The organism is Halomonas sp., assembly GCF_034520545.1.
Classification (GTDB): Bacteria; Pseudomonadota; Gammaproteobacteria; order Pseudomonadales; family Halomonadaceae; genus Halomonas.
The window spans coordinates 321,203-347,081 of sequence record NZ_JAXHNN010000003.1; the positions used below are offsets into that span (position 1 = coordinate 321,203).

Consider the following 25,879-nt stretch of genomic DNA (forward strand, 5'->3'; position numbering starts at 1 on the left):
TCGGTGCCCTGTGCATAAGTCACGATATCCACAGGCAGTTGCACGTGCTCCAGGCCTGTTCAGTTCGGCCTGGGTAGAGCGATCGGCCGTCCGGTGCAGCAGATCGAGGTCTCCGCCGCGGCGAGTATCATCCAGGCGTGAGCCGAACACGCGGACCTCCACGTCGTGATCAACGAGTCGCCTGGAGATGGAAAGGATGAGCTGGCGCTGCTCTCTACTGAGACGCATGGTGACATTCCGGGCGTGAAAGGCTCATGAAGAGTCTAGCACCGTGCCGGCAGTGGCTGACAACGCCACCCGAAGGTGGCGTTGGTCGCGTAGCGGGGGTAACGCTCAGTGGTCGTGGCCATGGTCGTCGTGACCATGCTCATCGCCCCCATGATCGTCTTTCTCGTGGCCCGGCTCGGCCAGGGCGTCGTGCAGGGTGCGGGCGTTGTGGCGCATCATGCCCAGGTAGGTACTGGCCTCGCCCTCGCCGGCCAGGGCGTCGGCGTAGAGGGTGCCGGCCACCGTCAGGCCGGTTTCCTCGGCCAGCTGGTCGATCATCGCCGGGCTGGTCATGTTCTCGTGGAACAGCGCCTGGACGTTCTCCTCGCGGATCACGTCGATCAACCGGGCCATGTTGGCCGCGCTGGGCTCGGCCTCGGTGGAGAGCCCCTGGGGCGAGAGGAACGTCAGGCCATAGGCACGGGCGAAGTGGCCGAAGGAGTCGTGGCCGGTGATCACGCTGGTACCGGCGGGAATCTCGCCGAGCAGCTGGCGCAGTTCGCTATCGACGGCGGCCATCTCTTCCTGGTAAGCCTCGGCACGGGTCTGATAGGCCGCGCTGTTGTCCGGGTCGGCCTCGATCAGGCCCTCCAGGATGTTGGCCACATAGAGCCGGCCCATATCCAGATCCTGCCAGGCGTGGGGGTCGATATCGCCATGGTCATGACCGTCATCATGATCGTCGTGGTCGTCGTGGTCGTCGTGGTCGTCGTGGTCGTCGTGGTCGTCGTGGTCGTCGTGGTCGTCGTGTTCAGCGTTCTCGGCAGCGGCGAGGCGTGACTCGATGCCGTCGGTGGTCACCACCAGGGGGCCGGTGAAGTCGCTGGCGTCGATCAGCCGCTCGATCCAGCCCTCGAATTGCAGGCCGTTGAACACCACCAGGTCGGCCTCGGCCAGGGCACGGGCATCGGCGGGGCGCGGCGAGTAGACATGGGCATCGCTGTCCGGCCCCACCAGTGCGGTCACCTCGACGTGCTCTCCGCCGACGTTCTCGATCATGTCGGCGAGGATGCTGAAGCTGGTGACCACCTGCACGCGTTCGGCGGCGAAGGCGACGGGAAGCGCCAGCAGGGTGGAAACGCCGGCCAGCAGGGCAGATGAACGGGAGAGACGCATGGCATTCTTCCTCGGTTGTTGTATCAGTGATCGATGTGTCAGTGAGCGATATGTGGGTGGTTGTCGAGTCAGTCGTGTTCGGGCGCGCCCAGCGGCGCGGCTTGGCGCCGCCAGCGGGCGGTCAGGCTGTGGTGGCGGCCGAACAGCGCGGAGAGCACATAGCCACTGCCGGCCAGCAGGATGATGGCCGGGCCCGAAGGCAGGCTGAGGTGATAGGAGAGCAGCAGGCCGCCGGTACTGGCCACCAGAGCGATGCCGATGGCGATGGCGATCAGCCCTTCCAGGCGCTGGCTCCAGAAGCGTGCCGTGGTGGCCGGCAGCATCATCAGGCCCACTGCCATCAGGGTGCCCAGGGTCTGGAAGCCGGCGGTGAGGTTGAGCACCACCAGCCCCAGGAAGATGCCGTGGACCACCCCGCCTCGCACCCCCTGGCCGCGCAGGAACAGCGGGTCCAGGCACTCCACCACCAGGGCGCGGAAGATCACCGCCAGTATCACCACGATCAGGCTGCTGATGCCGGCGATCAGCACCAGGGCGGTGGAGTCCACGGCGAGGATCGAGCCGAACAGCACATGGGTGAGGTCCACGCTGCTGCCGCCCAGCGAGACCAGCATCACCCCGGCGGCCAGCGAGATCAGGAAGAAGCTGGCCATGGCCGAGTCCTCGCGGTGGCCGGTCATCTGCGACACGCTGCCGGCGAGCACCGCTACCAGCAGCCCCGAGAGGATGCCGCCCAGGCTCATGATCGGCAGCGAGAAGCCGGCGGCCAGGAAGCCCAGCGCCACGCCGGGCAGGATGGCGTGGGCCATGGCGTCGCCGATCAGGCTCATGCCGCGCAGCATCAGGAACACGCCCAGCGGCGGGGCGGCCAGCGACAGCGCCAGGCCGGCCACCAGAGCACGCTGCATGAAGCCGTAGTCGAAGGGCGCCAGCAGCCAGGCCTCAAGCAGTGCCAGCATGGGAGGCATCCGGAAAGGTCAGGGGCAGGCGCGGTGCCCGGGGTACAAGGCCGCTATGGTGGTCGACCAGGGCGTCGGGGCTGACCCAGCGGCCATGGCCGCCGGAGAGCAGCAGGACATCGTCGGCCAGGCGGGAGAGCTGCTCCATGTCGTGGATCACCACGATGATGGTGGTCCCGCGCCGGGCCATGTCGCGCAGCACGTCCATCAGCACATCCACCGTCTCGATATCCACGTTGGCGAAGGGCTCATCGAGCAGCAGCAGTTCGGCCTCCTGCATCAGGGTGCGGCCGAGCAGGGCGCGCTGGCGCTGGCCACCGGAGAGTTCGCCAAGCGGCCGGTGGGCCAGGTTCGAGATGCCCAGCCGCGCCATGATCTCGCGGCCGCGGCGGTAGTGGGCCGCACAATACCCCTTCAGGGCCCCGTGGCTCGGCCAGGTGCCGGTCATGATCAGTTCTTCCACGCTCATCGGGAAGGTGAGGTCCAGCGCCAACTGCTGGGGCAGCCAGGCGCAGCGCTCGCGGGGTACTTGGCTCTCCACGGTGCCGGCCACCGGGGCCAGCATGCCCATGATGGCAGCGATCAGGGTGCTCTTGCCTGCCCCATTGGCGCCGATCAGCGCGGTGATGGCGTTATCCATGAAGCGGCCGTCCAGGTGCTCGAGCACCGTCTGGCCGCCGCGGGCTAGCTGCAGATCATGCAGTTGCAGGCGTGACATCAGGACCACCACCCTGCGGCCCAGGAGACTGCCAGCCAAAGGGCGAACAGCGGCGCCGCGACCAGCAGCAGGCGGCGGGTCGCGGAGAGCGACATCAGCGAGAAATGGCAGGGCCCTTCCGGGCGGTGCCGGTGTCTGTGGTGTGCCATGAGGGAGCCTCCGGAAAACTGGCGGAGGTTATAACATAACAATACTGCATCCGGCTAGCGCCCCTGCGACACCGAAGCGGCTGACGTCGTCGGCGGCATCGCGGAGAATGGCCGTAATGGGAAGCAGGCCGGGAGCCTTGCACATGTCAGGATGGGGGATAGCGCTGGCGGGAATGGCCTTGGCGGCAGCGGTGGTCGCGGTCGGGTTGCTGTTGCACCTCTTCCACCGGCGGCTGCGCATCAGCCTGGCGGCGCCGCGGGTGGCGATAGTGCGCAGTCTGGCCGAACACGGCGTGGCGGGCGAGACGGTGCGCATTCCTTCGCGCCGCGGCAAGACGCTGGTGGCCTGGTGGCTGCCCGGCCAGGGGCGCGGCACGGTGGTGATCACCCACGGTTGGGGTGCCAACCGTGAACTGATGTTGCCGTTGGCAACGCCGCTGCAGGCGGCGGGCTGGAACGTGCTGCTGTTCGATGCCCGCAACCACGGCGAAAGCGATGCCGATACCTTCTCCTCCATGCCCCGCTTCGCCGAGGACACCGAGGCCGCGCTGGCGTGGCTGCGGGCCCGACCCGGCATGGCCGGGGCACCGGTGGCGCTGCTGGGGCACTCGGTGGGCGCGGCGGCTGTGCTGCTGGCCGCCTCGCGGCGTGATGACATCGGTGCCGTGGTCAGTCTCTCGGCCTTCGCTCACCCGGATGGGATGATGCGCCGCTGGCTGGCGGAGAAGGGGCTGCCGTTCTTTCCTGTGGGCTGGTACGTGATGCGCTACGTGGAGCATGTGATCGGCCATCGCTTCGACGCCATTGCCCCGGTTACCACCCTGCCGCGGGTGCGGTGCCCGGTGCTGCTGGTGCACGGCCGGGATGACGAGGTGATCCCGCCCCACGATGCCGAACGGCTGCATGCCTGTCGCGGTGAGACCCCGGCCATGCTGCGCCTGCTGCCCGGCGATCACGATCTCAGCCAGCACATCGAGACCGAGCTGCCCGAGCTCTTGGCGTTTATCGAAGCCGCCCTGGCCGAGTCGGCGCCCGCTTCGGCCTGAGCGCGTGCCGCTCACAGCCCCAGGGCGTGGCGCATCACCTGGCGCTTGGCCCCTCCCAGGCGTTCGGCCACGGCCAGCCCGGCGGCGCCGGCATGGCGCAGAGGCTCGGGACCGGTGAACACGTGATGGAAGGTCTCCATGGCGGCCATCATCGCCAGGGTCTGGGGGCGGCGGCTGCGGGCATAGCCGGCAAGCGGCCGTTGCCCGCCCGGATCCTGGCCCTCCTGGAAGGCTGATATCACCCGGTCGCTCAGCGCCTCGGCGTCTTGCAGGCCGAGATTGAGCCCCTGGCCGGCCAACGGATGGATAACGTGGGCAGCGTCGCCCACCAGTGCCAGGCGCGGCTGCACGTAGCGTTCGGCGTGGCGACGGCGGATGGGGAAGCTGGCACACCCCATTACTGCCTCGAGGCCGCCCAGGCGTGCGGGAAATGCCGCCTCGATGGCCAGGCGAAGTGCCTCGTCTTCCAGCGCCTCGCGAGACAGCGTGATCTCGTCGTCGTCATACCACACCAGCGAGGCATGAGGGCCGGGCAATGGCAGCATCGCCTGGGGGCCGTGGGGCATGAAGCGCTGCCAGCTGACGTCCTGCTGGGGGAGGCAGGTGCGCACGTTGATGATCAGCGCGCGCTGCCCGTAGTCCTCGTCATGGGTGGCGATTCTTGCCATCTCGCGAATGCGTGAGTCGGCTCCGTCGGCGCCCACGACCAGTCGCGCGGCCAGCAGTCGGCCGTCGTCGAGCTCGACCAGCGTATGCTGCCGGCCCCGGATCAGCGCGACCGGGCTGACCTGACACAGGGTTGTGACGTTGGGCATCTCGGCCAGGCGTTGCCACAGGGCGTGGCGAATCACCCGGTTCTCGACGAAGTGGCCCAGATGGGGCAGCTCGAGGTCGGACGCGCTGAAATGGACCTGGTGCGTCTCGGCCTCGTCAGTTGCCTCGATGTGGCGGAAGGGGCAGCGCCTGGCCTCGGGGATGAACGACCAGGCCCCTATCCGTTCCAGCAGCCCCTGCGAGGCCAGGTTGAGCGACGACACGCGTAGATCGAAGGGGGCATCCTCGGCGATCGCCTCGGGGGGCTTGCCCCCTTCCACCAGCGTGACGGCCATGCCGGCCTGGCCAAGTGCCGCCGCCACGGCCGCGCCGACCATGCCGCCGCCCACGATGATCGCATCCAGGGTTTCTTCCATGCTTATCTCCAAGCGCCAGCGCTTCCAAATGGGGGAAACTACCACCTAGGATACGGGATCCAGCGACCCAAGGAGTGACCATGACCCCTACGCGTTCCGCCCTTGTTCTGCTCGGCTGGCTCGCGCTGGTGACGCTGACCGCGCTGACCGGCATCTTTACCCCGCCCGGCGACTGGTACGCGGGCCTGGCCAAGCCACCGTTAAATCCGCCGAACCTGGCCTTCCCCATCGCCTGGACCACGCTCTACCTGCTCATGGCCGTGGCCGCCTGGCGCGCCACCCTGGCGGCTGCGCCCGCTGAGCGATGGCATACTCTCTGGCCCTTCGCCGCCCAGCTGGCCGCCAACGGTCTCTGGTCGATCCTCTTCTTTGGCCTGCACTGGATGGGCCTGGCGCTGCTCGATCTGCTGCTGCTTTGGGGCTTGATCGTGCTGACCATCCGCCGCTTCGCAGCGGTCTCGCCCATGGCCGCCTGGCTGCTGGCGCCGTATCTCGCCTGGGTCAGCTTCGCCGCCTACCTTAATGCAGCCATCTGGTGGCTGAATGGCTGAGACCGGCTCAGCCGAGGGGCTTCCAGCCGTCCGGGGTGTAGCACTCCAGGCCTGCCTCGGTGTTCCGGCATAGCCATAGCCAGCGATTCCGGACAAGTTTCGCCACGTCGGGCTGGCGTGCCAGCACGCCCTCGATCCGCTCCTGCGGGGCGTCGATCACCACCGTCAAGCGCAGCGGCTCGTGGCGCCATGTCGTGCCGTCGTGCAGCGACTGCAGCGGCAGGCCGATGCGCAGCTGCGGCGAGTTGCCCTCGATCACTCCGATGTGCCCGCCCACCACCGAGTGCAGCACCTTGTTGCCGGCGCCGTAGAGCGACGGTACCACCACCGAGGCGTAGTACTGCAGGTTGATCCAGTTGGCGACCAACATGGGCGCGGTCATCAGTACCTCGAGCTTGGCGCCCTCCGGGTCACCCTCGGGGTCATAGTCGTGCAGGAAGACTCGTCCATCGAGGTCGAGACTGCGGCTGGCCTCGCGCGGTGCGAGTAACAAGGCCGCGTTGTTGGCCAGCCCCCACTCGGGGCGCGGCTGGGACCAGTCGCCGCCGCGGCGCTGCAGCGTCTCGAGACGCTGCGCATCGCCGGCAGCCTCCACGCCCAGTGCCGTCGCGCGCTCCTCGCGGGTGGCGCGGCCGGCCTGCTCGAGGGCCTGTTCGAAGTGCTGCAGTTGGGGCGCCAGTTCCGGCGGCACGGCGTCGGTGTCCAGCAGCGTGACGCGGTCGGTCAGGGTGTCATGGATGGCGGCCATTACATGCGTCGTGACTGGCAGGGAAATGCCGCGCAGCGCCAGCTCCCGACGCACCTCGGAGTCGTTGAGCAGGCGAGCGGCGAGCCGGGCATTCACGCCGCCGCCCTGGCCACAGCAGGCACCGCAGGCGAGTCCGGCGTGATGCGGGTTGTTGTCGCTCGCCGAGTCGTGCCCCACCAGCACCAGCAACGGTGCCACCTCCTTGCCCAGCGCCAGTGCTGCCGAGCAGCCCCTTCGCGAGCGAGACCCGCTCCTCCAGCGATAACGGCTCGCCACCCACGACGTGGAAGGGGCCCTCCAGCGGTGTCGGCGATGACGCGGGGGCGCGGCGAGGCAGACTGTCCTTCAGCAGCTTCCAGCCCCAGGCCAGGCCGGTGGTCTCGACCAGGGTGAAGGTCGACAGTGCATGGTACTTGGCGTGGCGAATGCCCTGGCGACTGGCCTCTTGCCGATAGCGGCGACGGTGCAGGTCATTCAGGGGTGTCGCCTCTGTGGTGCGGTAGCGCGGCGACAGCAGGCCGGGCACCCGCGGCAGGGCCCGCGCCGGCCCTGCCGGGTCATGGATGATCGGCATGCCGAAGAAGCCCGCCACGCCCAGGGTATCGACTTCGTTTGATGCGGCCTCGAGATGGCGCCGCAGGCGCTCGGAGCGAACATCGATGCAGAAGGCCGCCTGTACACTAGCCGGTTCCGGCCGCGAGGAAGGGCGCGTTGCCAGTTTCTCCGACAAATGGCGCTGATAGCCCAGCTCATAGGCGCACTGCCAGCACCACAGGGCCTGGCGATCGCGATCGGCGCCGGGCGTAGCTTGGTGCCACTGGGCCCGCCAGTGGGCGCGGCGCGGCTCATCGAGCTCGGCCAGGCCCAGCCACTCCCAGGCCAGCAGGATGACGACAAGCTCGTCGATGCCGGCATGGCGGGCAGCGACGGGCGTGTGCCAGGCCAGCCCCTGGCACCACGAGGCCCAGCCGTTGACCCGCAGCAGCAGGGTGTGGACCAGGGCTTCCAGGGCTTCCGGGGAGAGTGCCAGGTCGGCGAGCAGTGCCTCCCGCGCGGTCGCCGTGTCGGCAGGCAATGACGCGACTCGCTGACGCTGGGTAGCGCTCAGCCGCCGGTCGTGGCGACTCTGGGTCCGCCACCCGCCGTAGAGGGTCTCGCACGGCACCGTCTCCCAGCGTTGCTGGTGATGATCGAAATAGCCGGCACACAGCTCCGCCACCGGTTCGAAGGCGTCGCCGATCGTCGCCGGGGTGTCATCGGCGAGCAGCTCCCAGGCGCTCGCCCAGCGCGTCGCTTGCTGGTCGGGCCGCTTCAGGGCGGCCAGGAGTGCCGCCTCGTCCAGCGGCGAGTCGCACACGGCGATGGCCGCGCGCAGGTCCTCGGGTTGAATCCGTCCGCTCTCCCACGCGTCTTGGTAAGTGCCGGCCGGTAGAGTCAATCTCACGCCGGCGCGCCTGGCGAGCTGCGCCTCGGCCTCCTCGATGGGCAGGTCGCGCAGGCCCCACCAGGGGTTGACGGCGATCCAGCTATCGAGGGGCCAGGTAGGAGCGATTCGCTCGGCGGCAAGGGCCATGGTCTGATGGTGTGCCTCGGTGACGCATGCGATGGGACTGGGAGCGACGGCGGTCATGACCCTTCTCCTTTGACGAGGACCCGGTTGAGGGGAGCGGGAATCGGGTGGCGGTGGCGCATCAGGCGCTCTATGAGGCGCTCCAGCGGCCGATGGGCGTAGAGGCCCTGGCGGAAGTGGATCCGCCAGTAGGCGACCATGGAATGCTGGGGTTTCAGCACGACGATGAGGGACAGGCTCACCAGCGTTAGCAGCACGGCTCCGCCCAGCAGGCCAGTGCCCAGCGTCAACGCATCGCTGGCCCGCGGCAGCGCCGGCGATACCAGGGCATGCAACAGTGCATACAGCGGTACCAGCGCCAGGGCCATGGCGACCAGGGCCAGGCGACGGTCACGGCCGAGCCCGGCCGGCATGCCCAGCAGCGACCCGCCCACGGCCAGCATCAGCAGCGCGCCGAGGATCGGGTTGTGGCTGACCAGCCCGGGCCATGCGATCAGCACTGCACCCGCCGTCCCGGTAGCGAGACCGGCCATCATCAGGCGCTCGCGCAGCGGAGCCGGCGTCAGCCGCGAGACGCTGGCCGCGCGTACCGTGCGGCCGCAGGCGAGGAAGGAGTGGGCCTTGTAGAGGGAATGGGCGAGCAGGTGAATCAGTGCCAGGGTGTAAGCCCCCAGGCCGATTTCCATCAGCATGAAACCCATCTGGGCGCAGGTGGACCACGCCAGGGCGTGCTTGACGGAGGCCTGGGTGAGCATGGTCAGCACCGCGACCACGGCGGTGGTGCCACCGATGGCGATCAGCATCAGGTGCCCCGGGGTGATGCCGTCGAACAGCGGATAGAGGCGCAGCCAGAGGTAGCCGCCCAGGTTGATCACCCCGGCATGGAGCAGTGCCGAGACCGGTGTCGGGGCCTCCATCACCTTCATCAGCCAGCCGTGCAGCGGTAGCTGGGCGCACTTGCAGAGTGCCGCCAGCGCCAGCGCTATCGACGCCGCCGGCAGCGCCCAGCCCTCACCGGTGGAGGCCGCTGCCGCGGCTAGCAGCACCGGCAACTCGAAGCTGCCGTAGTGGTGGTAAAGCAGGCCCACCGCGACCAGCAAGGCGAGGTCGCCCAGGCGGCTGACGGCGAACTTCTGCCAGGCCGCGCGACGCGCCTCCAGGCGTTGCGGATAGAGGGTCAGCAGGTGGTGAAGCGCCAGGCTGACGCCCACCCAGGCCACCAGCATGACCAGCAGGTGGTGGGTGAATACCAGCAGCAGCACGCTGGCCAGCACCACCAGACACCAGGGCAGGAAACGGGCACGGCCCGGGTCGCCTTGCAGGTAGCCGTCGGCGAAGCGCAGCAGCACGACGCCGAGGAAGCTGATCAGCAGCGCCATCCACACCGCCAGGCCATCGGGATAGAGCCCCAGGGGGACGGCGACTTCCGGCAGCCCGGTATTCACGCCCGCGCTATCGGCGACCAGCAGGCCGCCGATCAATGCACTGGCCAGGAAGCTGCCGAACATCAGCGCCTGTCCGATTCGCCAAAAGCGCTGCTGGCGCCCGGGGTCGCTCAGGCGAATGGACACGCCGGCGAGGATCAGCAGGGCGACCGGCAGTGCCAGCCAAATGGCCAACGACACATGAGTCGCCGTTTCGAGCAGATTCGTCATAGTACGGCTCCTTGGTGAGAACTGGGCGCACTATGTCGTTGTCGTTATGTTATTAAAAATAGTTTATAAAGAAGGTGTCGTTCGTTTAAAAAGAACAGTATTCCAGGTCATCGGGTAGTGGAATGAAGCTCAACTATCACCATCTCTACCACTTCTGGCAGGTCGCCCGGTCGGGGCACCTGACGCAGACCGCCGAGGCGCTACACGTGTCGCAGTCAGCGCTTTCCCACCAGATCCGTCAGTTGGAGGAGCGTCTGGGTCAGAAGCTGTTCATCCGCGAAGGCCGCAAGCTGCGGCTATCCGAGGCGGGGCGGCTGGCCTTCGACTATGCCAACGCCATCTTTCGCCAGGGGGAAGAGCTGACCGCCTTGTTTACCGAGGGCGGCCAGGCGCATCGCGAGAGCATCCGAGTGGGTGCCGTAGCCACCCTGTCACGCAACTTCCAGGAGGAGTTCCTGCGCCCGTTGCTCGACCGCGAGGACATGGAACTGAGCCTGCAGAGTGGCGGCCTGGACGATCTTCTGCGCCGCCTCTCCGCCCACCGCCTGGATGTCGTGCTCGCCAATCAATCCGTGCGGGGTGACGACCAGCATCCCTGGCGCTCACAGCGGTTGGCACGCCAGGCCGTCAGCATCATTGGCGTGTCGGGCCTTGGCCCCCCGCCGAACTTTCCCGATGGGCTGCGGGGTCGCGGCCTCATCGTGCCCGGCCCCGAGAGCACCGTGCGCCACGCCTTCGACCAGCTGTGCGAGTATCATCGCCTGACACCGACGATCATCGCCGAGGTGGACGACATGGCCATGATGCGCCTGCTGGCCCGTGATACGCACCATCTGGCGGTGATGCCGCGGGTGGTGGTGCGCGACGAACTTCGGGCCGGTACGCTGACCGATTTCGGCGCCCTGCCCGGAGTGTTCGAGGAGTTCTATGCCATCACCATCCGCCGGCGTTTCGGGTCACCCCTGCTCAAGCGCTTGCTGGGTCAGTCGAGCGAAACGCTGCTGCCGACGACAGTAGAGGGCGGTAAGATCTGACATAGTTAGAGTCTCTACAAGATCGATCCTCTGCAGGGGATCAGGAGTCCAACGTCATGTATTGGGATGTAAAAGTTGTAAAAGTGGAGGATGACCATCTCCTCTATGTCGAACTGGAAAATGGCCAGAAGGGGTTCTTTGATATGACGCCCTACCTGGATCACGGAATCTTTCGTGAGTTGATAGACGAGTCGTATTTCAAACGGGTGGGTATCCTGTTTGGTGCCATCACCTGGCCGAACGGTCAGGACATTGCCCCGGAAACGCTACTGGCTGAATTGAAGCAGCCAGCCTGAGGATGGCCGTGAGCGCTCCAGGCGCTTCCGAGTCCTTGGAGTGCTACTCTAATGTCGCTCGCCCATCACGGATGATCCACCGTCATGCCCGCTTCCCTTCGCTATCAACGTCGTCTGCTGCCGCTCTTCCTGCTGGCCACCGCCGTGGGGCTAGCCGGTTGTGATGGGATCGACACCCAACTCGAGAACCCGCCGCCTCGCCCGAGCGTCGCGCCGGAGTCTGCCGGCTTCTCGGGTGAGGCCATGCTGCGCCAGGCCGACATGGCCAGTGTCAGCCGGTCCATGGAGGGGAATGCCCAGGGCGAGAGTCAGGCGCGCATCGAGGAACGTCGCAACTACAGCCTGCAGTTCGATGAGGCCGAATCGCTATTGGCGGCCTATCACGAGACCCATGACGCCTGTCTGGCGGCCGCCGAGTGCCGGGTGGAGCAGGGCAGCCTGCAGACCCCCCGCCACGGCCTGGCCAATGGCTACCTGGCCATGCGGGTGGATCGCGACCGGATAGAGACCGCCGAGCCGGTCCGGCTGGTGGCCGATTCACCGGCCCTGAGCGGCGTGGAAATCAGCCGCAACGATCGCACCCAGCAGATGATTGATACCGAGGCCCGCCTGGAACAGCAGATCGTGCTTCGCGAGCGCTTACAGGAGCTCGCCCTGGAAGGCCGCGGTTTCAGCGAGCGGCGCATCCAGGATCTCTTGCAGGTGGAACGCGAACTGGCCCGGGTGCAGGGCGAGATCGAATCCATGCAGGGCCAGCAGCGCCACCTGGCCCGCGTCACCGATACGGTGGCGATCTCGGCCAGTTTCCAGCAGCAGCGCTGGGTGGAGCCCCGCCAGCACGGCGTGCTGGCGCCGCTGTGGCGGGCGCTGGACCGCAGCATGTCGCTGTTCTTCGAGTCGGTGGGGCAGGTGATCCTGGTGGTGGTGTTCCTCACCCCCTGGCTGGTGATCGGTCTGCCCGTGCTGTGGCTGCTCAGCCGCCTGTGGCGGCCAGTGCGGCGGGCGTTTTCCCGGCTGGGCGAGAAGCGGCGCGCGCGCAGCAAGCCTGACGGTGCCTAGGGCAGGGCGCATACGGCCAAGCGCGCTCACTCCGCAGGCCCGACGCCCATCCCGTTCGAGACAGGGGCCGAGCGTCTGCTACGGTTGAAGGGAATAAGCGACACATCGCGCCGCCGAGACGCGGGTCACCCGATTGATCGAGCGGACGCGAGGCAAGCCACTTCACCACGTGTTCATAAGGAGATAGTCGATGGGTATCTGCGCAACGTGCGGCAACCAGTACGATGACACCTTCACGGTCACCAAGGACGGTCAGAGCTTCGATTTCGATTCCTTCGAATGCGCTATCCACAAGCTGGCACCCACCTGCGCCCAGTGCGGGTGCCGGGCGATCGGACACGGCGTTCAGCATGGTGGTACGGTCTATTGCTGCGCCCACTGTGCCCATCAGGCCGGCGAAACCGGGCTCGTGGATCACGATTGAGGCAGGGCAGGGCGTCACGCGGCGCCGAATGTCTCGGTATCGACCTCCGCCTGCTGGGCCTCGCCATAGCGGGCCCCCGCGACCTGGTCCGGCGTCATCATGGCATCCAGCCGGGCCATGGTCTCCGGTGCCAGCCTGAGGCCTTCCGCCGCCAGGTTCTGGCGCATGTGATCCACAGTGCGCGATCCGGGAATCAGCAGCACATCGTCGCCCTTGGCGCGCAGCCAGGCCAGCGCCAGCTGACTTGGCGTCACGCCCTGCGCCTTCGCCAGCGCGGTGAAAGCCTCGAGCAGACGCAGGTTGCGGATATGGTTCTCGGCGCTGAAGCGCGGCATGCCGCGGCGCATGTCGTTCTCCTCGAGGCTTGCCGGATCGCTGACGGCGCCCGCCAGGAAACCGCGCCCCAGGGGGCTGAAGGCCACCAGGGCCGTGCCGGCCTCGCGGCAGGCGTCGATCAGGGCAATCTCGGGGTTGCGGGTCCATAGGGAGTACTCGGACTGCACCGCCGACGCTCTCCTCGATGGGCACGCCCTTGTCCCAGCGGTGCAGATAGTAGAGATCCAGGTGGTCGGTGCCCAGCCGCGCCAGGCTCTCCTCGCACTGGCGGCGCAGCGTGTCTGGCCGGCCGTCGATCACCTTGCTGCCCAGCGCCGGTTACGCTGGGCAGCATGATGCCGTGGCGTCAGCAGGCGCGAGCGCCAGGGCAGCGCGGCGCGACGACAACACCCTGAACTCAGGAGCACCCGGTGTGGCCAACCTCTCTCTTCTCTCCCCGCGTTACCGCGTGCTGCTGGCGGGGGTGTTCAGCCAGATCCTCTGCATCGGCGTGGCGCGCTTCGCGTTCACGCCGATGCTGCCGGTAATGCAGCAGCAGACATGGCTGAACGATGCCCAGGGCGGCTGGCTGGCCGCCCTCAACTACGCCGGCTACATGCTCGGCGCGCTGGTGGCCTCCTCCCTCCATAGCATCCGGCTCAAGGACACGCTCTACCGCCTCACTCTGCTGCTGGCGGTGCTCTCCACGGCCGGCATGGCGCTGGCCGACAGCTTCTGGCTGTGGGCGGGCATGCGCTTCGTGGCCGGGTTCTCCAGCAGCGGCGCGATGCTGCTGGCCTCGGGCTTGATCCTGCACTGGCTGATCAGCCATCGGCAGCGCGGCGAGTTGGGTATCCACTTCGCCGGCCTGGGAGTGGGCATCCTGGTGGCGGCCCTGGCGGTGGAGCTGATGCTGCGCCTCTCCCTCGATTGGCAGACCCAGTGGTGGGGCTTCGCGGTCCTGGCCCTGGCGCTGCTGATTCCCGCCTGGCGCTGGCTGCCAAGGCCCGCGAAACCGATGGCGGGCAGCGGTGGCAGCGCTCAGCGGCAGGCCACGCCGCCCAGCCGTGCCTTCATGCGCCTGATGCTGGCGGCCTATTTCTGCGCCGGCTATGGCTATGTGATCAGCGCCACCTTCATCGTCGCCATCGTGGAGCGCGAACCGCTGCTGGCCGGTGCCGGCAACTGGACCTTCGCCCTGGTGGGCCTGGCCGCGGCGCCCGCGGTGATGCTGTGGGATCTGGTGGCTCGGCGCATCGGCTACCTGGGCGCGCTGATCGCCGCCATGATCCTGCAGGTAGTGGGTATCGTGCTGCCGGCGCTAACCGACAGCCTGGCCGGCGTGCTGCTCAGCGCCGTGCTCTACGGCGGCACCTTCCTGGGCTGTGTGAGCCTGGTGCTGACCATGGCAGGCCGGCTCTACCCGCAGAGCCCGGCGCGGATGATGGGGCGCATGACCCTGGCCTACGGCGCGGCACAGATCATCGCCCCGGCACTCACAGGCATGCTCGCCGAGGCTACCGGCCACTACGACACGGGCCTGTGGCTGGCCGGTGGCTTCGTGGCCCTGGGTGCCGTGCTGCTGACCTGGTTGCGCCGCGTGGACCAGACGGCCCAGCGGCTGGATGCCGAGGCGAAGGCGGCGCCGTCGGAGTGAGGTGATGTTTTCCAGAGGCGGTTGATGGCCTGAGACCATTCGGGGGTCGACATTCCTTCAGGTCGAATCCGGAGTACACTTTGCTCGGCCGGCCTGGGCGACACAATCGCAGAGGGCGTGGGGCGTTAACGGCCGATTGATGAGCTTGAGGAGAGAAAGGTGTTCAGGGAATTCAAGGAATTCGCCGTACGCGGCAACGTGGTGGATATGGCGGTAGGCATCATCATCGGCGGAGCCTTCGGCACCATCGTCTCGAGCCTGGTCAATGACATCCTGATGCCGCCCATCGGGCTGTTGATGGGTGGGGTCGATTTCTCCGATATCTTCCTGGTGCTCAAGGGCGAAGGGCCCTATGCGACCCTGGCCGATGCCACGGCGGCAGGGGCGGTGACCCTCAACATCGGGGTGTTCGTCAACAACGTGATCAGCTTCTTGATCGTGGCGTTAGCCGTGTTCATGTTGGTGAAGGGCATCAACCGCCTGCGCCGCCAGCAGGCCGCGGCGCCGACGGCACCCACCGCCCCACCCGAGGATATTTTGCTGCTGCGCGAGATTCGCGACAGCCTGGCCCGGCGAGCCGAGGAGCCGTGAGCGCCAATCGGTATCAACGATAATTGTCGTCGAGGTATTTTCGAGGCTTAAGCGCTGACCGCGGTGCCGAACGAGAAGATGTCACTTCTGGACCCGGGCTACTGTATTGGGATGGTGCCATTGTTTTGTGTATAGCGACGCTATACGATGATCGCATGATCAAGAGCTTTCGACATAAAGGGCTGCGCAAGTTCTTCGAAACCGGCTCTACCGCTGGTATTCAGGTCATGCACGCCCCAAAACTGCAAGTGCAGCTAACCGCGTTGGATAGCGCCAAGCGTCCCGAAGACATGAGCGCACCAAGTTGGAAGCTCCACCCGCTCAAGGGGAGTTTGCGTGGGCGTTGGGCAATCACTGTTAATGGGAACTGGCGGCTCATCTTCGCTTTCGATGGAGAGGATGCCATTTTGGTTGATTATCAGGACTATCACTAGGAGGGCAGTATGAACCGCATGCATAGCCCTGCGCACCCAGGCGCCGTACTGCGCGAATATCTCGGCGATGTCACTGTCACTGAAGCAGCATCGCGACTTGGGGTAACCCGAGCCGCCCTGTCTCGCATCCTGAACGGCAATGCGGGTATTTCTGCTGACATGGCACTGCGCCTTGAGCAAGCATTAGGCACCAGTGCCGAGATGTGGTTGGAAATGCAGATGAAACATGAGCTGTGGCTGGCTTCACAGCGCTCGCGCACTCAGGTGACGCCGTTGCATGAAGCGGGCTGAAGCGGCCTGTGCAACGCCAGAGCAGGGCGTGAAGCCACTATGACATCTCACGCCCAGTTTACCCATTCTGCGTGAAACGGTGCTTTTGTGTTTGGTAGCACGGCCCCGCCTCTCGGCTCCCACAAGCTAATGACGTGATTGGTTCTATTCGCCTGTGTGCCTAGACTGAAGGGCATAAACGACAGGAGTTGGATGCCATGGCTAGCGATTCTCTTTCCCTTGGCAAGGCACGTCGTAACCTCAAGGAGCTGTGCGACACGGTGTACGAGAAGGGCGAGCCGATCGTCATCACCCGCAAGAACGGCCACCACGTCCCTATCTGTCAACGTAGTTGTCACCTAAACCAGTTGAGAGGTGATCAACATGCGTTACCCCGCAGAGCGTAAGGAAGCCATCCTCCAGAAGATGGCACCGCCCATGAGCCTGACCATCCCGGAACTGGCTGAACAGGAAGGCATCACAGCGACAACCCTCTACAATTGGCGGAAACAGGCCAGAGCACGAGGACAGGTTTTGCCATCACGTTCCACCAAGCCCGATCAGTGGACTAGCCAGGAGAAGTTCCAGATCGTCCTGGAGACGGCCCCGATGAACGAGGCCGAAGTCAGCGCCTATTGCCGCGAGCGTGGGCTCTACCCCGAGCAGGTGGAGGCCTGGCGGGATGCCTGCATGAACGCCAACGATGATGCGGCAGCGCAGGCCAAGCAGCTCCGACAGGCACGCAAGGAGGAGCAGAAGCGGCTCCGTAAGCTAGAGCGTGAGCTGCACCGCAAGGACAAGGCGCTGGCCGAGGCGGCGGCGCTGATGATCCTGTCAAAAAAGGCCGAGGCGATCTGGGGCACGACCAACGACGAGGACGACTGACCAGCCTCCCGGATCGCCAGCGCATCGTGACCCTGGTGCAAGACGCCCAGCGTGACGGTGCTCGGCTGGCCAAGGCCTGTCAGGTGATGGGCATTAACGTCCGCACCTACTATCGCTGGGTCGCCGAAGGCGAGGTGGCGGCGGATCGACGCCCCGATGCCGACCGCCCGGAGCCGGCCAACAAGCTGACTCCCAAGGAGCGAGAGGCGGTTGTGGCGCTCTGCAACGCCCCGGAATATCGAAGCCGCCCTCCGGCCTTCATCGTGGCCGATCAGGCGGACAAAGGGCGCTACCTGGCGTCGGAGTCGACGATGTACCGAGTCCTTCATGAAGTCGGCCAGCAACACCACCGGGGCCGCCAGCAGGCCCCGCAGCGAAAGCGGCAGCCGACGACACATCAGGCCACGGCGCCAAATCGGCTTTGGTGTTGGGATATCAGCTGGTTACCCGGCCCTGCGCGTGGCACCTGGTGGTATCTGTACCTGATCATGGATGTCTACAGCCGCAAGATCGTCGGGCACGAGGTCTATGAAGCTGAGACCGGCGAACTGGCTGCTGAGCTGATCCAGAAGACGTGCTGGCGTGAGCGCCTGACGGACCTTCATAAGCCATTGATTCTCCACTCGGATAACGGTAGCCCGATGAAGGCGGCGACCTTCCTGGAGAAGCTGTATGACCTGGGCATCAACACGTCGTATAGCCGGCCACGGGTCAGCAACGACAACGCCTTTGCCGAGTCAGCCTTCAAGACGCTGAAGTACCGGCCGGGCTTCCCCGTCGACGGCTTCGCGACCCTGATCGAGGCCCAGGACTGGGTCCAGAAATTTATCGAGTGGTACAACCATGAGCACCGCCACAGTGCCCTTCGCTACGTCACCCCAGCACAGCGACATAGCGGCGAAGCCGAAGGCATTCTGGCACAGCGCAGGGAAGTCTTTGAGGCCGCGAAGCAGCGCTACCCGGAGCGGTGGTCAGGTGACATCCGAGACCTCAGCTTGCCAGAAGTGGTGCACCTCAATCCCGAGCGGGAGGCGGTGCCAGAGGCCGCAGGTTTTTAAAGAGCCATAGTCATTTCATGTGCCAACTATGTTGACAGGCTCCGATATCGACCCAAAGCGACCATATTGGCGAAGGTAACTAGCGCGTTCAGCCGTTTTGTTCGGACGCAAGGTGATTAGATTTGTGTCCGCAAGCTATATATAACATAGTTGGAATTTCAGGAATTTGGGCCGTGGAGATGATGAACTAAATAACATTATTGAGCGTGATTACGCATTCATGACAATAATAAATTTGGCAGTATAATGCCCCATTTGTTATTAAATTAGTGCCTTGAGGATAACGTGAACCCCATACTGACTACAGTCGCACTACTTACAGTAAGCAACGTATTTATGACGTTTGCATGGTACGCTCATTTGAAGGAGTTAAGCGACAAGCCATGGATAGTGGCAGCGTTATTAAGTTGGGGAGTAGCGCTTTTGGAATACCTGTTCCAGGTACCGGCTAACCGTGTTGGCTTTACAGTCCTGACGCTAGGTCAGCTCAAAATTCTACAAGAGGTCATCACGCTTAGTGTGTTTGTCCCATTCGCCATACTTTATATGAAAGAACCTATTAAGATCGATTTTCTCTGGGCTGGACTTTGCATGGTTGGGGCTGTTTACTTCATGTTTCGAGGAAATTTGGCATAACAAGGCCAGGCAGGCTTGAGCCTTTTTCGTTCATGTTGGGGTAGTACACAGCAGGAGAAGACCATGCCTGAAGTGCTGATTTGGACGCTAGTGGCGGTGGTGTCTACGGCAATCGTGTGGCGCGGCAGCGGGTTGCTGGAGCAAGCCAGCGAACGCCTGGCGGCCTTCTACCGGCTACCGGACATCGTACAGGGGGCGATTGTAGTGGCGGTGGGATCGAGCTTTCCCGAACTCTCGACCACGGTGATATCGACCCTTGTGCACGGTGAATTCGAGCTCGGCGTGGCCGCCATCGTCGGGTCGGCGTTGTTCAACATCCTGGTGATACCCGCTCTGTCGGGATTGACCAGCCCCGAGCCGCTGCAGTCCAACCGTGACCTGGTCTACAAGGAAGCGCAGTTCTACATGATCGCGGTGGCGGTGCTGACCCTTACCTTCTCTTTTGCCGTTATCTACCAGCCGCTTTCCGGCACCGACGGCGCCATTCGCGGTGAGTTGACTCGCCCTCTGGCTTTGATGCCGGTGGCCCTCTACGGGCTTTACCTGTTCGTTCAGTACCAGGACACACTCGATTACAAGACGGAGGTGGACACCCGCGACATCCGCCCTGGCCGGGAGTGGGGTCTGCTGGCACTCTCTCTGGTGGTGATCGTGATCGGCGTGGAGGGGCTGGTGCGAGCCGCTATCAACTTCGGCGACATCTTCGGTACCCCGAGCTTCCTGTGGGGCATCACCGTGGTGGCCGCCGGCACCTCGATCCCGGATGCCTTCGTGTCGATTCGCGCCGCCCGTCGTGGCCGTGGCATCACCAGCATTGCCAACGTGCTTGGCAGCAACACTTTCGACCTTCTGGTGTGCATTCCCGCGGGGGTGCTGATCGCCGGTACTGCCGCCATCAACTTTTCCATCGCCGCCCCGATGATGGCGGCACTCACCGCAGCCACAGTCGTCCTGTTTTTGATGATGCGCACAAAGATGGTCCTCTCCCGGTGGGAGTGTATCGCCCTGCTGGTAATCTACGTGGCCTTTATCGTCTGGATCGGAGCGGAGACGTTCGGGATGTTCGACTGGGTACCCAGCCTGCCGCCCACGGCCTGATCACCTCAAAGTAGGCCGCATGACGGCACCCTGAGGTGTCGGATTCCTTGAGAACAAACGATGTCGACTCATGCTGCACTTGTCGAAAAGAGTGAAGTGTCACCATGGGGGATTGCCGTCAGTCCTCGGCCTGGGAGCGATTCATGGCCTCAAGACGAGTAAGAGAAGAGCGGGCAATCCGGTGGTGCTGCCAGCGCCAGTGCGTCTTTGCTGATGGCTACCTGGAAGCTTTGTCGATGCAAGGCTTCTCCATCCAGCGTTACCGGCAACGCCTCCTCCGCCTCGAAGGTGAGTCCGTCCGTGCGGAAGGCATCGACGTAGCGCCCTTGCGCAGGGCGCGATGCCAGCTCGTGGCGCATGGCGTGCAGCTCTGACAGTGAACCGATATCGTGCAACAGCAGCACATCGAGCTGACCATCATCCAGCATGGCCTGAGGCGTAAGCGCCTGGCCACCGCCCGACTGCCGGCCATTGCCGATGGCCAGCATGAAGGCCTCGGTGCGGCGCTCGCCCCCCTCCCAGCGCAGCACCGCGGGGTAGAGCTGGTAGTCCCAGGCCTTGACGGCGCCGATCAGCGAGTAAGCCCCGCCACCGAGCAGGCGCTTGAGTGCTTTAGGGGTGGAGGAGGTGATATCGGCACCGAAGCCACAGGTGGCCATGTTGAGGAAGTGCCAGTCGTCCAGTCGCGGCACATCGATGCGCCGCATGGGAAGATGAAGGGCCGAGACCAAGGCGTTGTTGCTATTCAGCGGCAGCCCCAGCGACGTAGCCAGATCGTTAGCGCTGCCCAGCGGTAGGATCCCCAACCCGGGACGCTGCTCGGCTGGCAGACGCATCAGGCCGTTGACCACCTCGTTGACCGTACCGTCACCGCCGCCGGCGATCACCCGCTCGGCTCCTTCTTGCCCGGCCTGCTGTGCCATGCAGGCAGCATCGCCTTGCTCCCAGGTTACCCTGACCTCGATATTGTCGCCCGCCTCACGGCGAGCGAAGACCGCCTCCCTCACCGCCGGCAGTTGCGCCACCTTGCCATTGAGGATCAACCTGGTCATTCGCGCTCCTCTCGCCTTCATCGCCTCATCCCGAGCATGACACCAACACCCACTATGACGGCATGTGTCGAATCATGAATGCCATTCAGATTACGACTTCCCTACACTGTCTGTCTTGTCGAAACGATCAGTACCAGCAACGTGTATGTTTCAATCTGCCGTTCAATCCATGCTGGCGCGATTCATTACCGACCGACCCTTCACTGAGGCCATAGATGACGCTTGATGCCAATTCAGATGCCCCCTTGCCGGACGTTCTCGCGGGCCCATTGCTCAGACGTATCTCGCCGCAGCGGCTGGTGATCTGGCTGGTGGGCACTCGGCCCCTCGACCTCAGCCTGATGCTGCACCCGAGCGGTCATCCGCCGCGCCGGCTGAACCTCAACGACAAGCGCCTGAGGCGTCTGCCCCTCGGCAAGCATGCCTGGCTACACCTGATCGACGTGGCGCTGGATACCCCCCTACCTCTGGGCGTGTATATCGACTATGACTTGAAGATGGCTACCGATGAGGGCGGCAGCGGCATCGCCGACTGGGCACCCCACCTGCTGCACGAGGGCGCGACGTATCCCTGCTTCGTCCTCGCCGGCGATCATCGGCGCCTGCTCCACGGCTCCTGTCGTCGCCCCCATTACGATGGGCCCGACGGTCTGGTGCGCGCCGATGCCTGGCTGGCCGAACGCCGCGAGACGCCCGAGGCCTGGCCCGCCTGGCTGCTGATGACCGGCGACCAGGTCTACGCCGACGACGTCGCCGGCCCCCTGCTGGTGGCCATTCACGCGCTGATCCGCCGCCTGGGCCTCTTCGACGAGTCCCTGGAGGGCGCCACCGTCGCCGACAGCCAGGGGCTCTATGGCAGCGAGGCGACCTACTACCGCCGCGAGGCGCTGCTGCCGGATGTCGAGAGCAGTGCCGACCTGCGCGAACGCTTCTTCGGCGGCGTGCGCAAGCCGGTCTTCACCTCAGCCAACGCCCACAACCACTTGATGACCTTCGCCGAGGTCATCGCCATGTATCTGCTGACCTGGTCGCCGTTGCCCTGGCGATTGATCGAGATCGCTCGGCCGCCACTGGATGAGGAAAAGTCTGCGCTCTTCCAGCGAGAACGGACGGTCATCGAGCACTTCGTCGAGGGACTCCCCGCCGGGGCCCGGCTGCTGGCTCATCTGCCTTCGCTGATGATCTTCGATGATCACGACATTACCGACGACTGGAACCTCAGCGCCGACTGGGAGCGCACCGCCTACGGCCACCCCTTCTCGAAGCGGATCATCGGCAACGCCCTGTTGGCCTATCTGCTCTGCCAGGGCTGGGGCAATGATCCTGATCGGCTGGTCGAGCCGCTGGATGCCGTGGCCGAGCTGCTGGAAACCGCCCAGGCGAAAGATGGCTGGCTACCCGCCGAAGACCAGGATGCCGTGATCGATGACTTGCAGCGCTTCCAGGGCTGGGAGGTACAGGTCGAGGGCGATCCCAAACTGGTGATTCTGGATACCCGGACCCGACGCTGGCGCAGCGAGCGCAGCCCGAAACGCCCCTCCGGCCTGATGGACTGGGAGGCCCTCTCGGAGCTACAGCAGCAGGTTCTCGATGCTCCCTCGGTGGTGATCGTCTCGCCGGCTCCGATGTTCGGCGTCAAGCTGATCGAGGTCATCCAGAAGCTCTTCACCCTGGCCGGCAAGCCGCTGATGGTGGATGCCGAGAACTGGATGGCCCATCGCGGGGCGGCCAGCGTGATGCTCAACATCTTCCGCCATTCCCGCACTCCCGGGCACTATGTGATTCTCTCCGGCGACGTGCACTACTCCTTCGCCTACGACATCCGCATTCGTCACCGTCGCGAGGGCCCCAGGCTCTGGCAGATCACCTCCAGCGGCATCAAGAATGCCTTCCCCGACACCCTGCTCGACTGGTTCGACCGCGCCAACCGCTGGCTCTATGCGCCGCGTTCGCCGCTCAACTGGTTCACCAAGCGCCGGCGGATGGAAATCACCCCGCGCGACCCGGATCGCGCCAAGGCCGGCGAACGACTGTGGAATGGCAGCGGCATCGGCCTGGTGGAACTCGATGATCAGGGAAGGCCCAGCGACATCCGCCAGCTCGATGGCCGCGGCTTCGATGTGGTGTTTCCCGACCGTCAATCGGAGAGATGAGCACCACCGGCATTCAGCTTAAACATCGCCGTTCATGGTAGAACTAGCACATTGCAGGCCGTCCCGCCGCTTGATTCGACTCAGGTGCTGCAAGCGCTGTTACGGTTTTATCGCTGAGGGAGAGGCGACCATACGATCAGATTATCCGATCTATTCATTTTGCCATTTGATCTGAAACTCTATCTCCTCTTCATCATCTGATCGTTCGTGTTCGATGCTGAATTCGGCCCGGACGGGGACATAGATGCGCTCGCCGGCAATCTGAATCTCGAACCGATCGCCGTTCTCGATGGCATCGGCCAGCCGCCGTAGCTTGGCCACGAAGTCGGCTTTCGGGTAGTCCTTTTCTACGTCTCTCTCGCCTTTGGATCCCATGTGTCTCTCCTCGGTGATGGGGTTCCGCCAGCGCCATAGGCGCAAGCAGTCGAATATCTAATCTAACACGGCTACGACACTTTCTACTCGGCATCCCTGTCTCGTTGCAACCTGCGTGCACGGGGCGCTCTGGGGAGTTCGACTCCTCGTGCTGATGCCTAGTAAGCTCTCCCGCATTCGCGATAGTTAGAGGACCCACCGCCATGACGAGCGCTACCATTCTGCAGCAAGGCACCATCCACTGCTTCCCCGTCGGCCTGCGGGACGAGAGGGGGAAGCCGGTCAACGCCGAGGTGTCAGCGGTCGTGTACGACGGCAAGCGATTGATCCTGGCCAGCGACAAGCCGATTCCCGGCGAGGAGCGTTCCGCTGTCTTCGCGCTGCCCATGCGGCCGGACGGACCGGATGACCGCGAGCTCGAGTACTTCACGACGCCGCTCATCAAGCAGGCGGTCAAGTACGAGGACTTCGCCCTCACCGCCGATGGTCGTCATGTACTGGCCACCACGGGATTCGATCGCATCGATGATGTCAGCCATGATCTCAATGCCTATAACCACCTGCTGATCTGGCCGCTGGGTGAACCGGATAAGGTGCAGGTGGTGGACCCGGATCCGCGTGACGGTGTGGAAGGGTCGCTGGAGCTGCGCAACAAGCTCGATCAGGGTATCGGCTTCCCGTATTACAAGATCGAGGGCCTGGCGGCGATTCCCGGTGAGCATGGCGATGGCCTGCTGCTGTTCGGTATCCGCGAGCAGGGCCAGTCCCACGATGACTTCTCCTATGTCAGCCGGCTGGTGGGGGCCCATTACGAGATCACCGATCGGGGCAATCTCAACTTCATCGACGAGGTGCGGGAGTTCTATGCCTTCGATCCGGGCCACCACGAAAGTGTGCGGTACGAATGCGGTCTCTCGAGCCTGGAGTACGATCCCTACCATGCCCGGCTCTACCTGCTGACCAGTTTCGAGACAGAGCAGGACGGGGTGCCCCACATCGGCGGTTACCTCTGGGAGATGCACCTCGAGGACCTGCACACGTCACGAAACCCCTCGCTGGTGACTACACCGGATGGTTCCCCACTGGAGTTCGAGCACAAGGCCGAGGGCCTGGCCGTGCTGGATCATGAGCGGCTGTTCGTCGCCTACGACAATGACCGTCACCTGGGACTGGGCAGTCTCGATGAACGCGACGAACGTCACGCCTGCGAGGCGCCCTATACCCTGCTTCATATTTCCTGACCCCGGGCGGGCAGGAGATATCTGGCGGGTGATGTGCCGGGCCCTGTACCACAAATCAGCGACTTGGCAACGCTCGCCATGCTGGGTTGAGCCTCTCCCTCACCCACCACGAGGAAATGGGCAGCCGGGCAATCATGCAGGGCTCGGCTAACTGCCTCGGCAAGAAATGCCAGATTCTTCTCCTGAGCCAGTCGACCTACATGCCCGATCACGTAGGACTGTTGATTTATCCCGAGACGCTCACGCCAGTTGCGCCGATTCCCCTGGGCGAAACGTGCTGTTGCGACCCCACTGGGGACCACGCTGATGGCCGGATTACCCTCACGCTCGAGGAGCAGTTGACCAATGCTCTCGCTGGGGACGATGACGGCATCGCACAGCCAAGTGTACTGCGCGGCCAAGGAGGTAGCGAAGCGCTGCATCCGGGGAGAGTCCCCCGGGACATAGTGGGTGTAGTGTTCGTAGAGGGTATGGTGCGTGAACACCAGCGGCAGTCCATAGGTCTCGGCGGCGCGACAGGCCGTATCGCCCAGCAGGAAGGGATGATGGGAATGCACGATATCGGGCTCGAAAGCCTCGATGGCTTCATAGAGTTGCCCGGGAATCGGTACCGGCAAGGAAAAGTCACTGCCGTTGAAGTTCTGTACGGCGGCGACCCGGGGCTCCTCGGCGCGATGACTAGCCAGTGCCTGGCAGCACGGCGACGCAGACGCCGCGCCAGACGCGCAAAATGGCCTTCTAGTCAAGGAGAAAACCAGCAATAAAATTTATTAGATCAATATGTTATACCTCCACACTGCTCGCCGCCGCAGGGCTGACAGACGCTGCCATGGGGGCCGACAAGCCAACCTACGGTTGGGTGGAAACGGCGACCCTCGAACCCTGAGGGGCCCCCACCTCCTCGATGCAGGCCGAAAAGATCGAGACCTTCGAACATGACGGCGAAGATTGGGTGCGTTTCACCGTCGAGGTCGAGGATGAGGACACGGATGAGGTAGTATCACGCACCTTCGAACGCGCGGTATTTCGTGACCTGGTGGTCAGCGGCGCCGGTGGGGAGGACCATCGCCCCGTGGTGCTGATGACGATCTGCATGGGCCAGACCCTCCATGAAGAGCAGTTCAGCCTGGAGGATCGCGACGACATGAACTATCCAGTCCTGCTGGGACGTCGCACCATCCAGAGCCTGGGGGCGGTCGATGTCACGCGAACCTTCGTGCATGACCCGGACTGTGATGAGGATAGCCAGCTGATTCGCCATGCCGACCATGACGACGACGAAGACATCGGTATCTAACGGGCCGCTGTCATGCCACTTGCAACCATTGAGGA

25 protein-coding genes and 3 pseudogenes are annotated in these 25,879 nt (G+C 64.6%); 16 read left to right on the forward strand and 12 right to left on the reverse strand.

Annotation, left to right across the window (positions count from 1 at the left end; all coding sequences use genetic code 11):
* Positions 1–333: 333 nt before the first annotated feature.
* The 4 genes from U5L98_RS03505 to U5L98_RS03520 form a co-directional block, all read right to left on the reverse strand.
* Positions 334–1,383, reverse strand: coding sequence for a metal ABC transporter solute-binding protein, Zn/Mn family (locus tag U5L98_RS03505; RefSeq protein WP_322556960.1), 1,050 nt, complete (start codon positions 1,381–1,383; stop codon positions 334–336).
* Positions 1,384–1,451: 68 nt separating this feature from the next.
* Positions 1,452–2,342 carry a metal ABC transporter permease gene (locus U5L98_RS03510; protein WP_322556961.1) on the reverse strand — a complete coding sequence of 297 codons (891 nt, stop codon included), beginning with the start codon at positions 2,340–2,342 and terminating at the stop codon, positions 1,452–1,454.
* On the reverse strand, positions 2,326–3,060 hold the full coding sequence (locus U5L98_RS03515; RefSeq protein WP_322556962.1) for a metal ABC transporter ATP-binding protein: 735 nt from the start codon (positions 3,058–3,060) through the stop codon (positions 2,326–2,328). The genes U5L98_RS03510 and U5L98_RS03515 overlap by 17 nt, the downstream gene beginning before the upstream one ends.
* Positions 3,060–3,209, reverse strand: coding sequence for a hypothetical protein (locus U5L98_RS03520; RefSeq protein ID WP_322556963.1), 150 nt, complete (start codon positions 3,207–3,209; stop codon positions 3,060–3,062). Before U5L98_RS03520 ends, U5L98_RS03515 begins: the two co-directional genes overlap by 1 nt.
* 143 nt (positions 3,210–3,352) lie before the next feature.
* Between U5L98_RS03520 and U5L98_RS03525 the strand changes: the two genes are divergently transcribed.
* A complete protein-coding gene (locus tag U5L98_RS03525) occupies positions 3,353–4,255 on the forward strand; it encodes an alpha/beta hydrolase (protein WP_322556964.1) in 903 nt (300 codons plus the stop codon).
* 11 nt (positions 4,256–4,266) lie between these two features.
* Here U5L98_RS03525 and U5L98_RS03530 read toward each other — a convergent pair whose 3' ends face one another.
* On the reverse strand, positions 4,267–5,445 hold the full coding sequence (locus U5L98_RS03530; protein WP_322556965.1) for a UbiH/UbiF/VisC/COQ6 family ubiquinone biosynthesis hydroxylase: 1,179 nt from the start codon (positions 5,443–5,445) through the stop codon (positions 4,267–4,269).
* An 80-nt stretch (positions 5,446–5,525) separates the two neighbouring features.
* Here U5L98_RS03530 and U5L98_RS03535 point away from each other — a divergent pair, with 80 nt between their 5' ends.
* On the forward strand, positions 5,526–5,996 hold the full coding sequence (locus tag U5L98_RS03535) for a TspO/MBR family protein (protein WP_322556966.1): 471 nt from the start codon (positions 5,526–5,528) through the stop codon (positions 5,994–5,996).
* A 7-nt stretch (positions 5,997–6,003) separates the two neighbouring features.
* Here U5L98_RS03535 and U5L98_RS03540 read toward each other — a convergent pair whose 3' ends face one another.
* The 3 genes and pseudogenes from U5L98_RS03540 to U5L98_RS03550 all read right to left on the reverse strand — a co-directional run bounded on the left by U5L98_RS03540 (position 6,004) and on the right by U5L98_RS03550 (position 9,969).
* Positions 6,004–7,020, reverse strand: a complete 1,017-nt coding sequence (locus U5L98_RS03540; protein WP_322556967.1) for a putative inorganic carbon transporter subunit DabA — start codon at positions 7,018–7,020, stop codon at positions 6,004–6,006.
* A pseudogene (locus tag U5L98_RS03545) lies at positions 6,971–8,374 on the reverse strand (putative inorganic carbon transporter subunit DabA); the annotation flags it as partial. The pseudogene U5L98_RS03545 and the gene U5L98_RS03540, both read right to left, overlap by 50 nt.
* Positions 8,371–9,969, reverse strand: coding sequence for an NADH-quinone oxidoreductase subunit L (locus U5L98_RS03550; RefSeq protein ID WP_322556968.1), 1,599 nt, complete (start codon positions 9,967–9,969; stop codon positions 8,371–8,373). The pseudogene U5L98_RS03545 and the gene U5L98_RS03550, both read right to left, overlap by 4 nt.
* A 122-nt stretch (positions 9,970–10,091) precedes the next feature.
* On the opposite strand from U5L98_RS03550, the gene U5L98_RS03555 reads away from it, so the two are divergent.
* The 4 genes from U5L98_RS03555 (at position 10,092) to U5L98_RS03570 (ending at position 12,782) form a co-directional block, all read left to right on the forward strand.
* A complete protein-coding gene (locus U5L98_RS03555) occupies positions 10,092–11,003 on the forward strand; it encodes a LysR family transcriptional regulator (protein WP_322556969.1) in 912 nt (303 codons plus the stop codon).
* Positions 11,004–11,059: 56 nt separating this feature from the next.
* The gene (locus tag U5L98_RS03560) at positions 11,060–11,299 is read left to right on the forward strand and encodes a DUF2442 domain-containing protein (RefSeq protein ID WP_322556970.1); all 240 of its coding nucleotides are present in this window, start codon (positions 11,060–11,062) and stop codon (positions 11,297–11,299) included.
* An 84-nt stretch (positions 11,300–11,383) separates the two neighbouring features.
* On the forward strand, positions 11,384–12,358 hold the full coding sequence (locus tag U5L98_RS03565) for a DUF4349 domain-containing protein (protein WP_322556971.1): 975 nt from the start codon (positions 11,384–11,386) through the stop codon (positions 12,356–12,358).
* Positions 12,359–12,548: 190 nt separating this feature from the next.
* Positions 12,549–12,782 (forward strand): hypothetical protein, encoded by a 234-nt coding sequence (locus U5L98_RS03570; protein ID WP_322556972.1) that lies wholly within the window; start codon positions 12,549–12,551, stop codon positions 12,780–12,782.
* A 14-nt stretch (positions 12,783–12,796) separates the two neighbouring features.
* Here the strand turns inward: U5L98_RS03570 and U5L98_RS03575 are convergent.
* Positions 12,797–13,436 (reverse strand): annotated as a pseudogene (locus tag U5L98_RS03575) (aldo/keto reductase); the annotation flags it as partial.
* Positions 13,437–13,530: 94 nt separating this feature from the next.
* On the opposite strand from U5L98_RS03575, the gene U5L98_RS03580 reads away from it, so the two are divergent.
* The 7 genes from U5L98_RS03580 to U5L98_RS03610 all read left to right on the forward strand — a co-directional run bounded on the left by U5L98_RS03580 (position 13,531) and on the right by U5L98_RS03610 (position 19,726).
* A complete protein-coding gene (locus U5L98_RS03580; RefSeq protein WP_322556973.1) occupies positions 13,531–14,754 on the forward strand; it encodes a YbfB/YjiJ family MFS transporter in 1,224 nt (407 codons plus the stop codon).
* A gap of 159 nt (positions 14,755–14,913) precedes the next feature.
* Complete coding sequence (gene mscL / locus U5L98_RS03585) at positions 14,914–15,345, forward strand: large conductance mechanosensitive channel protein MscL (RefSeq protein WP_322556974.1); 432 nt, start codon at positions 14,914–14,916, stop codon at positions 15,343–15,345.
* A gap of 155 nt (positions 15,346–15,500) precedes the next feature.
* Positions 15,501–15,779 (forward strand): type II toxin-antitoxin system RelE/ParE family toxin, encoded by a 279-nt coding sequence (locus tag U5L98_RS03590; protein WP_322556975.1) that lies wholly within the window; start codon positions 15,501–15,503, stop codon positions 15,777–15,779.
* 9 nt (positions 15,780–15,788) lie between these two features.
* Positions 15,789–16,070: a HigA family addiction module antitoxin gene (locus U5L98_RS03595; RefSeq protein ID WP_322556976.1), complete on the forward strand. Its 282-nt coding sequence runs from the start codon at positions 15,789–15,791 to the stop codon at positions 16,068–16,070.
* Between the two features lie 363 nt (positions 16,071–16,433).
* Positions 16,434–17,992 (forward strand): IS3 family transposase gene (locus U5L98_RS03600; protein WP_322556977.1). Its coding sequence is split into 2 segments (ribosomal slippage): positions 16,434–16,910 and positions 16,913–17,992, totalling 1,557 coding nucleotides; the frame shifts between segments, so codons are not numbered across the junction.
* A gap of 285 nt (positions 17,993–18,277) precedes the next feature.
* Positions 18,278–18,628, forward strand: a complete 351-nt coding sequence (locus tag U5L98_RS03605) for a DMT family protein (protein ID WP_322556978.1) — start codon at positions 18,278–18,280, stop codon at positions 18,626–18,628.
* A gap of 63 nt (positions 18,629–18,691) precedes the next feature.
* Complete coding sequence (locus U5L98_RS03610) at positions 18,692–19,726, forward strand: sodium:calcium antiporter (protein WP_322556979.1); 1,035 nt, start codon at positions 18,692–18,694, stop codon at positions 19,724–19,726.
* Positions 19,727–19,875: 149 nt separating this feature from the next.
* Here the strand turns inward: U5L98_RS03610 and yegS are convergent, their stop codons facing one another.
* Positions 19,876–20,778 (reverse strand): lipid kinase YegS, encoded by a 903-nt coding sequence (yegS, locus tag U5L98_RS03615; RefSeq protein WP_322556980.1) that lies wholly within the window; start codon positions 20,776–20,778, stop codon positions 19,876–19,878.
* 215 nt (positions 20,779–20,993) lie between these two features.
* Between yegS and U5L98_RS03620 the strand changes: the two genes are divergently transcribed.
* On the forward strand, positions 20,994–22,931 hold the full coding sequence (locus U5L98_RS03620) for an alkaline phosphatase family protein (protein WP_322556981.1): 1,938 nt from the start codon (positions 20,994–20,996) through the stop codon (positions 22,929–22,931).
* Between the two features lie 150 nt (positions 22,932–23,081).
* On the opposite strand, the gene U5L98_RS03625 is transcribed toward U5L98_RS03620, so the two are convergent.
* Positions 23,082–23,306, reverse strand: coding sequence for an amphi-Trp domain-containing protein (locus U5L98_RS03625; protein ID WP_322556982.1), 225 nt, complete (start codon positions 23,304–23,306; stop codon positions 23,082–23,084).
* Between the two features lie 203 nt (positions 23,307–23,509).
* On the opposite strand from U5L98_RS03625, the gene U5L98_RS03630 reads away from it, so the two are divergent.
* A complete protein-coding gene (locus U5L98_RS03630) occupies positions 23,510–24,547 on the forward strand; it encodes a hypothetical protein (protein WP_322556983.1) in 1,038 nt (345 codons plus the stop codon).
* On the opposite strand, the gene U5L98_RS03635 is transcribed toward U5L98_RS03630, so the two are convergent.
* Positions 24,535–25,308, reverse strand: coding sequence for a glycosyltransferase (locus tag U5L98_RS03635; RefSeq protein ID WP_322556984.1), 774 nt, complete (start codon positions 25,306–25,308; stop codon positions 24,535–24,537). The two genes, U5L98_RS03630 and U5L98_RS03635, sit on opposite strands and share 13 nt — an antisense overlap.
* Positions 25,309–25,445: 137 nt before the next feature.
* Here U5L98_RS03635 and U5L98_RS03640 point away from each other — a divergent pair.
* Positions 25,446–25,844: pseudogene (locus U5L98_RS03640) on the forward strand (ATP-dependent zinc protease); the annotation flags it as partial.
* Positions 25,845–25,879: the final 35 nt, after the last annotated feature.